Below are 14348 nucleotides of genomic sequence, written 5' to 3'. Positions count from 1 at the left end.
GAATGAATCTTCTCCTCATCATCATCGCCGTGATCGCTGTCATCCTGCTGTTCACCGGCGGTTTCGTACAGACGCTGAACTTCCTGCTCTGGATCGGCCTGATCCTGCTGGTGTTCGCGGTGATCGTGTTCATCGTGCGCGCCATCACGGGTAACCGGCGGGTCTAGATCGCCGGATGTTCCCTCTGCGGCCCCCGTCGTCGATGCGATTTGCATCGGAGGCGGGGGTCGCTTAGTCTTGACGGAGCCAAAGACCGCCGGTTATCGGCGTGCGCGCAGTTCACGGACTGGGCATACGACGATCGAAGGTTCGCATGAGCGAAGACCTGCGCAGGTGTACGTAGTCAGTTTCAAGCGGTTCTACCGCTTCTTCTCGCTCCGGCCTCCTGCGCCGGAGCTTTTTTTGTGCGCATCCCGTACGACGGTCGTCCCGGCTGACGACAATCATCATTAGGAGCGCCATGGCGAACAAGGAAGCCTCGGTTGCCGAACTCACGGAACTTTTCCAGAGCTCGACCGCCGTTCTGCTGACCGAGTATCGCGGTCTCACGGTCGCCCAGCTCAAGCAGCTGCGCGGCAACATCCGTGAGCACGCGTCATACGCCGTGGTGAAGAACACGCTGACCAAGATCGCGGCGAACAACGCCGGCATCTCGTCGTTCGACGACGAGCTCGCCGGTCCTTCCGCGATCGCCTTCGTCCACGGAGACCCCGTGGCCGTCGCCAAGTCGTTGCGTGACTTCGCCAAGGCAAACCCTCTTCTGGTCGTGAAGGGCGGTTACTTCGACGGTAACCCTCTGACCGCCGCTGAGGTCACCAAGCTCGCCGATCTCGAATCCCGTGAAGTCCTGCTGGCGAAGCTCGCCGGTGCCTTCAAGGCTTCGCTCTTCGGTGCCGCATATCTCTTCAACGCCCCGCTGTCGAAGGCCGTTCGCACGGTCGATGCGCTGCGTGAGAAGCAGGAGTCCGCTTCCTGAGCTTCGGCTTCGGATGCGGTTGAACTAACTACCAAACAAGGAGAACAACATGGCTAAGCTTTCCACCGCGGAACTGCTTGACGCTTTCAAGGAGCTCACGCTCATCGAGCTCAGCGAGTTCGTCAAGGCATTCGAGGAGACCTTCGAGGTCACCGCCGCTGCCCCCGTCGCCGTCGCCGGCGTTGCCGGCCCGGCCGCCGCTGCCGAGGAGGTCGAGGAGCAGACCGCTTTCGACGTCATCCTCGAAGCCGCCGGCGAGAAGAAGATCCAGGTCATCAAGGAGGTGCGCGCCCTCACCAGCCTCGGCCTCGGTGAGGCGAAGGCTCTCGTTGACGGCGCCCCCAAGGCCGTGCTCGAGGGCGCGACCAAGGAGGCCGCCGAGAAGGCCAAGGCTCAGCTCGAAGAGGCTGGCGCCACCGTCACCCTCAAGTAGTCTTCTCTACTTCGCAACGGATGCCCCGGGCCACTGGCTCGGGGCATCCGCCGTTAAGGCGCGAGCAGTGCCCAGGCCGCGCGTGCCTGTGTGGCGGACTGCGCCCGCGACGGGGCGGGGTCGAGGCCGAGCAGCCGCCGCCGGTGCGGTTCGCCGAGGAGCAGGGTGTAGAGCGCGGAGGCCCGCTCTGCGTCGATGCCGAAGCGCTCGGCGAGCAGCCCGATCGAATGCCGCGGGCCGGCCGTGTAGAAGGCCTCGGCGAGCAACGGCTGGCGCACGGCCTCGGCGATCACGGCGCGGTGCAGCCCGATCGCCGCATCGGAGTGCAGCACGTGCACCAGCTCCGCAGCGACGTCGAGGGCGGAGTCGGTGACCGAGGCCGCATCGCGGATGCGCTGGTGCTCGCGTTCGACCGCGGCGGCGAAGAGGGCCGCCTTGTCGCCGACGTCGACGTAGAGGGTGCGCTTGGTGACTGCCGCCGCGTCGGCGATGTCGTCGAGGCTCGTGCGTTCGAATCCGGCGCGGCCGAACGCGGCGACGGCGGCGTCGAGGATGCGCGTGTGGCGCCGTTCGCGCTCGACCGCGGTCGGGCGGCCCCGCTTGGCGCGCGCGGTCGCGGTGCTGGCTGCGGGCATCCGCCCTCCTTCACGGGAATCGCTTAATGATACTATGAAGTGTCATTACTTGAAGGAAGGCTGCCGGATGACCCGCATCGCACACGTCGCCATCGTCGACGACTGGGAGTCGGCGCGCAATCTCGGGGAGTACGAGGTCTCGACGCGCGGCGTCAGCCTGGCCGATGCGGGCTTCGTGCACGCGGTCGCGCTCGACGGCGTGGGCGGGGTGCTCGACGAGTTCTACTCCGACATCCGCTTCGCGCTGCTGCTCGTGGTGCTCGACACGACGGCCCTCGCCGAAGCCGGCCTCGAGGTCACCGAGGAGACGCCGGGGTTCCCGCACGTGCACGGCCCCATCCCGACCGACGGCCCCGTGGTGGTCGCCGAGCTGCCGATCGAGCGCGCCGGCGGCGCGTTCGTGCTGCCCGACCTCACGCGCTTCGCCTGACGGCCGGCCCGCGGGCGCGTGGGCCTTCTCAGGTGCGCGGTCGCGGCGACGCCGTCGAGGAGCGCATCACCAGGCGTGCGGGGAGCACGGTGTGGCGGGCCGGGGGAGTCCAGCCGGGCTGCTCGAGCTGGCGGATGACCCAGTCCACCGCCTGCTCGCCCTGCAGGTCGGGCCGCTGCTCGATCGTGGTGAGCCCGAAGAGCTCGGCCAGGGGATGGTCGTCGATGCCGATCACCGAGAGCTCCTCGGGTACCGAGATGCCGAGTTCGCGGGCGGCCAGGATGACGCCGATCGCCACTTCGTCGGCCGCCGCGAAGATCGCCGTGGGGCGGCGCCGCGGATCGCCGAGGATCTGCTTGCCCACCCGGTAGCCGCCCGGGATGTCGAAGCGCGTCGCCACGTAGGAGTCGCGATCGTAGGGCACGCCGGCGCCGGTGAGGGCCTCCATGTAGCCCTTGAGGCGCTTGGAGTGCACGTGGAAGTCCATCTGCTCGTCGATGTCGCCGCCGACGTGCATGATGTCGCGATGGCCGAGCAGCAGCAGATGCTCCGTGGCGAGCCGGGCGGCGGCCACGTCGTCGATGCTCAAGGTCGGGATGCCTTCGAGTGGGCCGCCGATGCCGGCGATCGGCTTGCCGAGGGCGAGCAGCGTCTTGGTCTCCTCGGGCGTGATCTCGAGGGTGACGGCGATCACCGCGTCGACGCGTTTGCGCACCAGGAAGTACTCGAACACGCGGGTGCGCTCTTCGTGCGACTTGGTGAGGTTGTAGAGCATGAGGTCGTAGCCGCGCTCGAGCAGGGCGCGCTCGACGCCCTCGATGATGCTGCCGAAGAACCACTGGTTGATGACCGGGATGATCACGCCGACGTTGCTCGTGCGGCCCGTGACGAGGCTCGAGGCGCTGGAGGAGACGACGTAGCCGAGGCTCGCAGCGGCGGCCGAGACGCGCATCCGGGTCTCGGCGGAGACGTAGCCGCGGCCGCTCAGGGCGCGGGACACCGTGGCCTTGGAAACACCGGCAAGGCTGGCGACGTCCTCGATTCCCGACACAGAAGACCTCCTCGTCTGCAAACGCTTCCAGAATCCTAGCGCCTGGGGGCGTCGGGTGCGGAAGTCGACGATTCCGGCAGACCCCGCTCAATGCAAGATGAGAGCGCTCTCTGCAACCGAATCGTTACCTTTTCGACTCGCCTTGGATGCGGGTTGTGATTTCCTGAGAGTTATGGAAAGGTTTCCCTACACACGCCACCGAAGGCACCACGACGGGGGCGTCCTGTCCTAGTCCGATCGAGAGATCGGGCGTGGTCGGGCCGCAACGGCCCGAGTCACATCTACTCAATGAGGAGGAGAAATGCGGTCTTTCCTGCACCGCCGGGTCGCAGCACCCATCGCCATCGCGGCGGGCCTCGGGCTCGCCCTCGTCGGTTGTTCCGGTGGAGCCGGTGGCTCCAGCGGCGGAACCACGACCGTCGGCAAGGCCGACGGGGTCGTCACCGTCTACGGCACCATCGCCGACACCGAAGCGAAGCTTCTCGAGCAGTCCTGGGCTGACTGGGAGAAGGCGAACAACATCGACATCCAGTACGAGTCGTCGAAGGAGTTCGAGTCCCAGATCGGCATCCGCGCCCAGGGCGGCAACCCGCCCGACCTCGCGATCTTCCCGCAGCCGGGCCTGCTCGCCGACCTCGCCTCGCGCGGCTTCATCCAGCCCGCCCCCTCGGGCGTCGAGGCCAACGTCGACCAGTACTGGTCGAAGGACTGGAAGGCCTACGGCACGGTCGACAACACCTTCTACGGCGCTCCGCTGATGGCGAGCGTCAAGGGCTTCGTCTGGTACTCGCCGAAGCAGTTCGCCGACAACGGCTGGACGGTTCCGACCACCTGGCAGGAGCTGCTCGACCTCACCGCCAAGATGCAGACCACCCTCGGCAAGCAGCCGTGGTGCGCGGGCTTCGGCTCGGGCGACGCGACCGGCTGGCCGGGCACGGACTGGGTCGAAGACCTGGTGCTCCGCCAGGCGGGCCCGGATGTCTACGACCAGTGGGTCAAGAACGACGTGAAGTTCACCGACCCCAAGATCGCCGACGCCTTCACCGCCGTGGGCAAGATCCTGCAGAACCCGGCCTACGTCAACGCCGGCTACGGTGACGTCAAGTCGATCAACTCCACCGCCTTCGGCGACGTGGCGACCGGCATGGCACAGGGCACCTGCTCGCTCACCCACCAGGCCTCGTTCTTCGACGGCTTCCTCACCGACGCCGGAGCGACGGTCGGCCCCGACCAGCAGATCTGGGCCTTCGTGACCCCGCCGGTCACCAAGGGCGACACCGCCGTCACCGGTGGTGGCGAGATCGTCGGCGCGTTCTCGAACGACGCCGACACCGTCAAGGTGCAGGAGTACCTGTCGAGCCCCGAGTGGGCCAACAGCCGTGTGGCGCTCGGTGGCGTCATCTCCGCGAACAAGGGTCTCGACCCGGCCAACGCGAAGAGCCCGATCCTGCAGCAGGCCATCAAGATTCTCCAGGACCCGAAGACCACGTTCCGCTTCGACGCATCCGACCTGATGCCCGGAGCCGTGGGAGCGGGAACCTTCTGGAAGGGCATGGTCGACTGGATCAACGGCACCCCGCAAGACCAGGTGCTGACACAGATCGAAGCCGGATGGCCCAGCTCCTGAGCTGAGGCCCTCCTGCACCGAGGCCGCCCGGAGAGATTCGGGCGGCCTCCGTGCACCCCGGCTGCTACGGTGTCTCCACGACGCCCGGCGCGCCGGACCGGTCCTGAGTTCAGAGTTGCACTCGAAAGGTTGTCATGTCGGAATTCCTCCTCTGGGTGGGAGGGCTGCCACCACTGGCCCAGATCCCCATCGTCGTCATCGCGTTCGGCATCGTCGTCGCGTTGATCCTCTTCTTCGTGGAGATCGCGCCCCGCACGGGTCGCAAGTACACGATCATCCGCCTCGCCGTCTGCATCATCGCGCCGTTCCTGGTGCTCGTGCTGATCGGCTCCGTCTGGTGGGCCGCGTTGATCGCCGCCGCACTGGGCCTGCTGTTCTTCTGGCTCGACCGTCGGTCGAAGCAGGGAGCGGGCTACCTCTTCCAGCTCTTCGGGTTCCTCGCCCCGGCCGTCATCCTGCTCCTCGTCGGCCTGATCTACCCGACGGTCAAGACCTTCATCGACTCGTTCTTCTCCAGCCGGGGCAACTTCGTCGGCGTCGAGAACTTCGTGTGGGTGCTGACGAGCCCCCAGAACCTGCGGGTCATCCTCAACACCATCATCTGGGTGCTCGTGGTGCCGACGCTGTCGACGATCTTCGGCCTCGCCTACGCGGTGTTCATCGACAAGAGCCGCGGCGAGAAGTTCTTCAAGATCCTCGTCTTCATGCCGATGGCGATCTCCTTCGTCGGCGCCTCGATCATCTGGCGCTTCGTCTACACCTACCGCCCGGTCGACGAGACCCAGATCGGCCTGCTCAACCAGGTCGTGGTGTGGCTCGGCGGGCAGCCCGTGCAGTGGCTCCAGGAGTCGCCGTGGAACACCTTCTTCCTCATCGTGGTGCTGATCTGGATCCAGACCGGCTTCGCGATGGTCGTTCTCTCGGCCGCCATCAAGGGCGTTCCGACGGAGCAGCTGGAGGCCGCGGAGCTCGACGGGACCAATGCCTGGCAGCGGTTCATCAACGTCACCGTGCCGGGCATCCGCTCGTCGCTGGTCGTGGTGATCACCACGATCTCGATCGCCTCGCTCAAGGTGTTCGACATCGTGCGCACCATGACCGCCGGCGCGAACGACACGAGTGTTCTCGCGAACGAGATGTACACGCAGTTCAAGAACTTCGAATACGGGCGGTCGGCGGCCTTCGCCGTCATCCTGTTCATCCTGGTGATGCCGATCGTCATCTACAACGCCAGGCAGATCAAGAAGCAGAGGGAGATCCGATGAGCGCCGTGCAGCCGATCGACCTGCCGGTCGACCCAGAGTCCCGACGCCGCCTGCGCAGCGGCGAGAAGGAGATCGAGCGCGAGGAGACCGCAGTCAAGCGCACCAAGCGCCGCCTCACCAGCCGGGGTGCCACCATCGCGGCGCTCGTCATCGCGATCCTGTGGACCATCCCGACCTTCGGGCTGTTCATCTCCTCGTTCCGCGAGCGGAACGACATCCAGACCAGCGGCTGGTGGACGATCTTCAGCAACTGGGGCTTCACGCTCGACAACTACGCCTCGGTGCTGCAGGCCGGAAACTCCTCGGTGACGATCGCGTCGTCGTTCATCAACTCGATCGCCATCACCATCCCGGCCACGCTCATCCCGCTGGTCATCGCCTCGCTCGCGGCCTACGCCTTCGCGTGGATCGACTTCAAGGGCAAGGACTGGCTGTTCATCGGGGTGTTCGCCCTGCAGATCGTGCCCATCCAGATGGCGCTCGTGCCGCTCCTGTCGCTGTTCTCGCGCGGTATCGCGGTGGGGAACGACTGGATCTTCTCGGGTGTGCCCTCCGAGGGGACGTTCTCGCAGGTCTGGATCGCGCACACGATCTTCGCGCTGCCGTTGGCGATCTTCCTGCTGCACAACTTCGTGTCGGAGATCCCGCGCGAAGTGATCGAGGCGGCCCGCGTCGACGGTGCGGGTCACGGCCAGATCTTCTTCCGCATCATCCTGCCGCTCACCATGCCGGCGCTGGCCTCGTTCGCGATCTTCCAGTTCCTGTGGGTGTGGAACGACCTGCTGGTGGCGCTGATCTTCGCCGACGGCTCGGTGGCGCCGATCACCAAGCTGCTGGCCGAGATCACGGGCTCGCGCGGTCAGGACTGGTACCTGCTCACGGCGGGCGCGTTCGTGGCCATCGTGGTTCCGCTGATCGTGTTCTTCGCGCTGCAGCGCTTCTTCGTGCGCGGCCTCCTGGCCGGCTCGACGAAGGGGTAACCCGCCTCGCGAGTGCCGAAGAGCGCCCTGTTCGGTCTCGGACAGGGCGCTCTTCGGCGCGTCGGGCGCAGCCGGATTCCGCCGTCGGAGATACCGGGCCGGGGCGTCGGGAGCCGGGCGTAGGGTCGAGGCATGAGTGGAATGGGCGGCGGCCGGATGGCGGCGGTGGCCGCGGCCGGCGGTGGCGGGCGGGGCGGCGGCGGTGGTGGCGGCGGAGGCCGCGTGTCCGGCGGCGACGCGGCGGCCCAGCGTGCGGCGAACGCCGAGGCGCCCAAGATCCCGCACCTGCTCCGGCGCATCGCCACCCTGTTCGAGCCCTACCGCGCGGCGCTCGTGGTCACCGGCATCCTGGTGCTCATCGGCGCCGCCCTCACCGTCGTGCCGCCGCTGCTGACCCAGCAGGCCTTCGATCTCGGGCTCTTCCCGGCGGGCGGAACCCCGAACATCCCGGTGCTCCTCGAGCTCGTGGGCTTGATGGTGCTCATCTGGATCGTGTCGGCGGCCCTCGGCGTGTGGCAGACCTACCTCACGGCCAAGGTGGGCAACCGCGTGATGGGCGATCTGCGCATCCGGCTGTTCTCGCACCTGCAGCGCATGGAGCTGGCCTTCTTCACCCGCACGAAGACCGGCATCATCCAGTCGCGGTTGCAGAACGACGTCGGCGGCGTGGCGAGCGTACTGACCAACACGGTGTCGAGCGTGCTCGGCAACACCGTCACGGTGATCGCCGCGCTCGTGGCGATGCTGCTGCTGAGCTGGCAGCTCACGGTGGTGGCCGTGGTGCTCATGCCCCTCCTCGTGCTCGTGCAGCGGCGGGTGGGGCAGGTGCGGGCTCGCATCGCGTCGAAGACGCAGGAGTCGCTGTCCGACATGACGGCCATCACGCAGGAGGCTCTCAGCGTCTCGGGCATCCTGCTCGCCAAGAGCTTCAACCGCCAGGGCGCCGAGGTGGCGCGCTACTCCGACGAGAACGACAACCAGATCTCGCTGCAGGTGCGGCAGCAGATGAGCGGCCAGTGGTTCTTCGCCATCGTGCAGATCGTGCTCTCGATCGTGCCCGCCGTGGTCTACCTCGTGTCGGCCTACCTCATCCAGGGCGGCGTCGACATCACCGCCGGAACCATCGTGGCCTTCACGACCGTGCAGGCGCGGCTGATGTGGCCGCTGCTCGGGCTCATGCGCGTGGGCCTGGACCTGCAGACCTCGGGGGCGCTGTTCGCGCGCATCTTCGAGTACCTCGACCTCACGCCCTCGATCACCGACGCTCCGGATGCGGTGGCGCTGCCCGTTTCGACCCGCGCCGGCCGGGTGGAGTTCGACCACGTGAGCTTCGTGTACCCCGATGGCGAGCCCGAGCATCCGACGCTCGACGACGTGTCGTTCGTGGTGGAGCCCGGCCAGTTCGCCGCGTTCGTGGGGCCTTCGGGTGCGGGCAAGACCACGGTCTCGTATCTCGTCCCCCGCCTCTACGAGGCCAGCGCCGGCAGCGTGCGGGTCGACGGGCTCGACGTGCGCTCGGTGCGGCAGGACTCGCTGATCGCGCGGCTCGGCATCGTGAGCCAGGAGACCTACCTCTTCCACGCCACCATCGCCGAGAACCTGCGGTACGCGAAGCCGGATGCGACGGGCGCGGAGCTCGCCGAGGCGGCGCGCCGGGCGAACATCCACGAGCGCATCATGAGTTTTCCGGCCGGCTACGACACCGTGGTGGGGGAGCGGGGCTACCGCCTCTCCGGCGGCGAGAAGCAGCGCATCGCGATCGCCCGCGTGCTGCTGAAAGACCCGGCCGTACTCATCCTCGACGAGGCCACGAGCGCCCTCGACTCCATCTCGGAGCGCGTGGTGCAGCAGGCTCTCGACGCCGCCGCCGACGGGCGCACCACGATCGCCATCGCCCACCGGCTCTCCACCATCGTCAACGCCGACGTCATCTTCGTGGTCGACCACGGGCGCATCCTCGAGCGCGGCACACATGACGAACTGCTCGCCCTGGGCGGCGTCTACGCGGCGCTCTACGCCGAGCAGCTCTCGACCGTGTGAGAGAGGTGGTCTCCGGCACCGCCCGCCTGTGACTAGAGTTGTGCCGAGGCTCAGGATGGGGGAGCCGATTCCGGGGGGAAAACGTGACGGCAGTGCCGACAGACGCTTCGAGTTCGACCACCAGCACCGGCGCCGGAGACGGCGCGCCTCCGGCGCCCACGCCGGCGCGATCCGCCCGGCCTCCCCGGCGCCGACGGCGGAACGGGCTGAGCATCCAGTCGAAGCTGCTCATCATGCTGCTCTCGGTGAGCATCGGGAGCACTCTCGTGGTGGGTGCCGTGGGCTACGTCTCCGGCACCGACAGCCTGCGCAACGCGGCCTTCAGCGAACTCACCAATGTGCGCGAGTCGCGCACCCTGGCCTCGGAGACGCTGTTCAAGAACGTCACCAACACCCTCGTGCTCGAGAGCAAGGGCGCCACGGCGATCGGGGCGGCGAAGGACTTCACCGCCGGCTTCGACCAGCTCGCGAGCACGACCCCCACCACGGCGCAGACGGCGGCGGTGAAGGACTACTACGACAAGACCTTCGTGCCCACCTACGAGCAGCACACCGGTGAGACCACCACGGCCGACCTGTTCCTGCCGAAGAGCCCCGCCCAGACCTACCTCCAGTCGCAGTACACCGCGCCCTTCGACTCCTTCGACGCGGCCGCGGCGGTCGACGACGCGGGCGACGGCAGCGCGTGGAGCGCGGCCAACGCCGCCTACAACCCGTATTTCCGCGACGCGGCGACGCGCTACGGCTACGAGGACATCCTGATCCTCGACACCCACGGCAACGTGGTCTATTCCGTCTACAAGGGAGTCGACCTCGGCACGAACATCGAGACCGGGCCGTATGCGGGCAGCGGTCTCGCGAGCGCCTACTCCGGGGCCCTCAACGCGAACACCGTCGACTACGTGGGGCTGAGCGACTTCGAGCGCTACCAGCCCTCCTACAACGTGCCCACGGCCTGGGGCGTCTCGCCGCTGGGCTCGGGCGACGACGTGGTGGGCGTGCTCGCGGTGCAGTTCCCGATCACCTCGATCAACGACACGATGACCGCCGGCGGCAACTGGGAGCAGGAGGGTCTCGGCAACACCGGAGAGACCTACCTCGTGGGACCCGACCACCTGATGCGCTCGGTCTCCCGCGAACTGCTGCAGCATCCGGAGGACTACGCCGAAGAGGCCATCTCGGCCGGCACCCCGCCCGCGACGGCCCAGCGGATCGTCGACGTGAAGGGCACGGTTCTGCTGCAACCGGTGAACACCGACTCGGTCGACGCCGCCTTGAAGGGCGGGACGGGCACGGTGATCGAGAAGAACTACCTCGGTCACGAGGTGCTCACCGCCTACACGCCGGTGCCGATCGACGGCATCAACTGGGTGGTGATCTCGAGCATCGACACCTCGGAGGCCTTCGCCCCGGTGGCCGATTTCGCGCGCAACCTGGTGCTCACCATCGCGGGCATCCTGGTGCTCGTGTCGCTGCTGTCGCTCGTGCTCGCCCAGGTGTTCGCGCGGCCGGTCCGCGGCCTCGTGGGCGCGGTGCGCCGGGTGGCCGGCGGCGAGCTCGGAGTGGAGGTGCCGCAGGGCTCCCGCGACGAGTTCGGCGACCTCGCCTCGGCCTTCAACGACATGAGCCGAACCCTGCAGATCAAGCAGGACCTGCTCGACGAGCAGCGCAACGAGAACGAGAAGCTGCTGCGCACGGTGATGCCGGATGCCGTGGCCGCCCGGTACCGCGACGGCGAGGACAACATCGCCCAGGTGCACAACGACGTCGCCGTGGTGTTCGCCGACATCGTGGGTCTCGACGAGTTCTCGGGCACGCTCAGCCCCGACGCCGAGCTCCGGCACCTGAACGAGCTGCTGCGCGGCTTCGACGAGGCGGCCGAGCGCACGGGCATCGAGAAGGTGCGCACCCTGCGCGAGGGCTACCTCGCCAGCTGCGGCCTCGTGGTGCCGCGCGTCGACAACGTGCGCCGGGTGCTCGAGTTCACCCTCGAGATGCAGAAGGTGCTCGCGCGCTTCAACGCCACGAACGGCGCCGAGCTGTCGCTGCGCGCCGGCGTCGACGCCGGAACCGTGACGAGCGGCCTGGTGGGCCGGGCCAACATCGCCTACGACATGTGGGGCGAGGCGGTCAGCCTCGCGAACCGCGTGCAGGGTGTCGGCGGCCGGCCGGGCGTGTTCGTGACCGATCGCGTTCGCGAGGTGATGGCCGACGCGATGGCCTTCACCGAGTCGGGCAGCATCGAGACGAGGGCCGGCACCGAGACGGTCTGGGAACTCGTTCAGGGCTAGGAGACGACGATGCTCGAATTCTGGAAGGAACCCTGGTTCGTCGGAGCCGTCGTCGTGGCGATCGGCCTGCCGGTGCTGCTCGTGGTGCTCACCGAGATCCTCGGGGTGCTCGTGCGGCGGGGCAACCCGGCCGCGCAGCCCGTGCGGCTGCTGCGCAACCTCGTGCTGCCGGTCGGGGCGCTGCTCGCCCTGCTCTCGTTCGCCGACCACGTGACGGTGGAGTTCACCTGGGTGCGGGTGGTGGCGACGGTGTTCGGCTTCCTGCTGATCCTGCTGGTGCTCTCGGCGTTCAACGTGGTGCTCTTCGGCAACGCGAAGGCCGGCACCTGGCGCGACCGCCTGCCCTCGATCTTCATCGACCTGGCTCGCCTGCTGCTGATCGTGGTGGGCCTCGCGATGCTGTTCTCCTGGGTGTGGGGAGCGGATGTCGGGGGCCTGTTCGCCGCCATCGGCGTCACCTCCGTGGTCATCGGCTTCGCCCTGCAGAGTGCCGTGGGCTCGGTGGTGTCGGGCCTGCTGCTGCTGTTCGAGCAGCCGTTCCGCCTGGGCGACTGGCTCGACGCCGGGAGCGTGCGTGGCCGGGTCGTCGAGGTCAACTGGCGCGCGGTGCACATCGAGACCGACGAGGGCGTGCAGATCGTGCCCAACGCCTCGCTCGCGGGGAGCTCGTTCACGAACCTCTCCCGTACGCCCGGGCCCTACTACGCGACGGCCACGGTGGCCTTCGCTCAGGATGACGCCCCGCACGCCGTGATGGCGGTGCTGCGCCAGGTCGCGGGTGACCTTCCCTTCGCCGACCCGGCGGCCGCCCCCGCCATCTCGTACGCCGGCGGTGGCTCCTACTCGGTGGGCATCCCGGTGCTCGGGCCCGCCGCCTCCGACGACGCCCTCGCGGTGTTCGCCAGCTGGCTCTGGTACGCCGCCCGGCGCGCCGGGCTCACGCTCAACGGCTCGAAGACCGACCCGGCGAACACGCCCGAGGCCGTGCGGGCCTCGCTCGTGCGGGTGGCCTCGACCCTACGCATCCCGGTCGACGAGATCGAAGACCTCGTCCCGCGCTGCAGCATCGAGCGCTTCGCCGCCGGCGAGGTGGTGCAGCGCGAGGGCGAGATCGCGAAGGCCATCCGCCTGGTGATCGAGGGCCGCATCGGACTCTCGGTGATCGTGAGCGGGGGCGCCGTGCCGCTGGCCTCGCTCGAGCGCGGTGAATACGTGGGCCAGACCGCGCTCACCCGCGAGCGCACCCTCTCACGCGCCTCGGCGGAGACCCCGCTGACCGTGCTGCGGCTGCCGGTGGACGTGATCGACGCTCTGGTGCAGCAGCATCCCTCGCTCGCGAAGGAGATCGGCCAGACCATCGACCGCCGCCGCGCCGCAGCGAAGGCGGCGCTCGCGGAGAACGCGGTGGCCGCCGGCGTCTACAAGATCGCGCAGTAGGCCGAACCGCCGTCAGGCGGAGGCGGTCGACTCGCGCGGCACGAGCCGCACCGGCAGGCGGTGCAGTCCCGGGCGGGCCGCCTCGCCGCCGATGGCCGAGAAGAGCTCCCGTGCCGCCGCGCGGCCCAGGTCTTCGAGGTTCATGTCGATGCTCGTGAGCGGCGGGCGCGAGGCCGCGCTCAGCAGCTCCCAGTTGTCGAAGCCGATCACGGCGACGTCGTGCGGCGCCGAGCGCCCGCGCTCCCGCAGCTGGTCGAGCACGCCCCGGGCGATCTGGTCGCTCGCGGCGATGATCGCGTCGATCTCCGGATGCGCGTCGAGAAGCGTCTCGGTGCACTGCCGCCCCCAGCTCTCCGTCCACTGGCCGTAGAGCACGTCGCCACCGAGCAGGCTGAGGCCGTGGGCGGCGAGCCCGTCGCTCACGCCCTGGGCGCGGTCGCGCGCTGCCGCGTAGCTCGGCTCGCCGTTCACGAGCGCGATGCGCCGGCGCCCGCGCTCGACCAGATGGTCGGCGGCGAGGGTTCCCGCCATCACGTTGTCGGGGGTGAACGACGGGTCGGCCGGGTCTTCGGAGGGGGCGTAGGCGTAGACGACCGGAACCGGGATGCCGGCCGTGATCGACTGCCGCGGATTGGTGGTGCGGCCGAGGATGACGATGCCGTCGACCCGCTTCGCGATGAGCGTGCGGATGTGGTGCTGCTCGCGGATGGAGTCGCCGCGGGCGTCGCAGAGCAGCACCGAGGTCGAACCGGCGCCGAAGGCGTCTTCGGCGCCGAGCAGCACGGGCAGCACGAAGCGGTTGTCGAGGTCGGCGGTGAGCATGCCGATGGTGCCGGTGCGGGTGGAGTTCAAGGCCTGCGCGAAGGGGTTGGGCGTGAACGACAGGGCCCGCGCGGCCTCGAGAACACGCTCGCGCGTCTCGGCCTTCACCTGGGAGCGCCCGTTGAGCGCCTTCGACGCGGTGGCGAGGGAGACGCCGGCCTCGCGGGCCACGTCGGTCAGCGTCACCGTCGACTTCGTGCGCCGCCGCTGTTCTCGCTCCATGGTCTCCTCGCCCTGCTTTTCCATGATCATCGCACACGCGACCGAAAACCCGAAAACTTTTGGTGGCATGCTTGACGTGCTGTCCGTCCATCCATATCGTGAGAACGCAGAAAGTACTTTCGGTAACTTTCGGCACACT

13 protein-coding genes are annotated in these 14348 nt (G+C 68.3%); 10 read left to right on the top strand and 3 right to left on the bottom strand.

Annotated features, from left to right (window positions below; all coding sequences use genetic code 11):
• Nucleotides 1-2: 2 nt before the first annotated feature.
• The 3 genes from VD659_RS02845 to rplL all read left to right on the top strand — a co-directional run bounded on the left by VD659_RS02845 (nt 3) and on the right by rplL (nt 1409).
• On the top strand, nt 3-167 hold the full coding sequence (locus VD659_RS02845; protein ID WP_171010819.1) for a hypothetical protein: 165 nt from the start codon (nt 3-5) through the stop codon (nt 165-167).
• 293 nt (nt 168-460) lie between these two features.
• On the top strand, nt 461-976 hold the full coding sequence (gene rplJ, locus VD659_RS02840) for a 50S ribosomal protein L10 (RefSeq protein ID WP_137837783.1): 516 nt from the start codon (nt 461-463) through the stop codon (nt 974-976).
• 49 nt (nt 977-1025) lie between these two features.
• Nucleotides 1026-1409 carry a 50S ribosomal protein L7/L12 gene (gene rplL, locus VD659_RS02835; RefSeq protein WP_137837784.1) on the top strand — a complete coding sequence of 128 codons (384 nt, stop codon included), beginning with the start codon at nt 1026-1028 and terminating at the stop codon, nt 1407-1409.
• A 53-nt stretch (nt 1410-1462) separates the two neighbouring features.
• On the opposite strand, the gene VD659_RS02830 is transcribed toward rplL, so the two are convergent.
• A complete protein-coding gene (locus VD659_RS02830) occupies nt 1463-2044 on the bottom strand; it encodes a TetR/AcrR family transcriptional regulator (protein WP_423259620.1) in 582 nt (193 codons plus the stop codon).
• Nucleotides 2045-2111: 67 nt separating this feature from the next.
• Between VD659_RS02830 and VD659_RS02825 the strand changes: the two genes are divergently transcribed.
• Nucleotides 2112-2474 (top strand): DUF952 domain-containing protein, encoded by a 363-nt coding sequence (locus VD659_RS02825; protein WP_423259619.1) that lies wholly within the window; start codon nt 2112-2114, stop codon nt 2472-2474.
• 28 nt (nt 2475-2502) lie between these two features.
• On the opposite strand, the gene VD659_RS02820 is transcribed toward VD659_RS02825, so the two are convergent.
• On the bottom strand, nt 2503-3525 hold the full coding sequence (locus tag VD659_RS02820; RefSeq protein ID WP_423259618.1) for a LacI family DNA-binding transcriptional regulator: 1023 nt from the start codon (nt 3523-3525) through the stop codon (nt 2503-2505).
• A 301-nt stretch (nt 3526-3826) separates the two neighbouring features.
• On the opposite strand from VD659_RS02820, the gene VD659_RS02815 reads away from it, so the two are divergent.
• From VD659_RS02815 to VD659_RS02790, 6 genes are all read left to right on the top strand, one after another.
• Entirely contained in the window at nt 3827-5152 is a 1326-nt protein-coding gene (locus VD659_RS02815; protein WP_137837788.1) for an extracellular solute-binding protein, read from the top strand.
• A gap of 134 nt (nt 5153-5286) precedes the next feature.
• Nucleotides 5287-6417, top strand: coding sequence for a carbohydrate ABC transporter permease (locus VD659_RS02810; protein ID WP_423259617.1), 1131 nt, complete (start codon nt 5287-5289; stop codon nt 6415-6417).
• On the top strand, nt 6414-7397 hold the full coding sequence (locus tag VD659_RS02805) for a carbohydrate ABC transporter permease (RefSeq protein ID WP_137837790.1): 984 nt from the start codon (nt 6414-6416) through the stop codon (nt 7395-7397). The genes VD659_RS02810 and VD659_RS02805 overlap by 4 nt, the downstream gene beginning before the upstream one ends.
• Before the next feature lie 132 nt (nt 7398-7529).
• Complete coding sequence (locus VD659_RS02800; protein WP_423259616.1) at nt 7530-9437, top strand: ABC transporter ATP-binding protein; 1908 nt, start codon at nt 7530-7532, stop codon at nt 9435-9437.
• Nucleotides 9438-9529: 92 nt separating this feature from the next.
• The gene (locus tag VD659_RS02795) at nt 9530-11728 is read left to right on the top strand and encodes an adenylate/guanylate cyclase domain-containing protein (protein WP_423259615.1); all 2199 of its coding nucleotides are present in this window, start codon (nt 9530-9532) and stop codon (nt 11726-11728) included.
• Between the two features lie 9 nt (nt 11729-11737).
• Nucleotides 11738-13165 carry a mechanosensitive ion channel domain-containing protein gene (locus VD659_RS02790; protein ID WP_423259614.1) on the top strand — a complete coding sequence of 476 codons (1428 nt, stop codon included), beginning with the start codon at nt 11738-11740 and terminating at the stop codon, nt 13163-13165.
• A 12-nt stretch (nt 13166-13177) separates the two neighbouring features.
• Here the strand turns inward: VD659_RS02790 and VD659_RS02785 are convergent, their stop codons facing one another.
• Nucleotides 13178-14233 (bottom strand): LacI family DNA-binding transcriptional regulator, encoded by a 1056-nt coding sequence (locus tag VD659_RS02785; RefSeq protein WP_423259613.1) that lies wholly within the window; start codon nt 14231-14233, stop codon nt 13178-13180.
• Nucleotides 14234-14348 lie beyond the last annotated feature (115 nt).

It is taken from the genome of Herbiconiux sp. 11R-BC (assembly GCF_049472555.1).
Classification (GTDB): Bacteria; Actinomycetota; Actinomycetes; order Actinomycetales; family Microbacteriaceae; genus Herbiconiux.
This window is presented reverse-complemented; position numbering and strand designations above follow the sequence as displayed.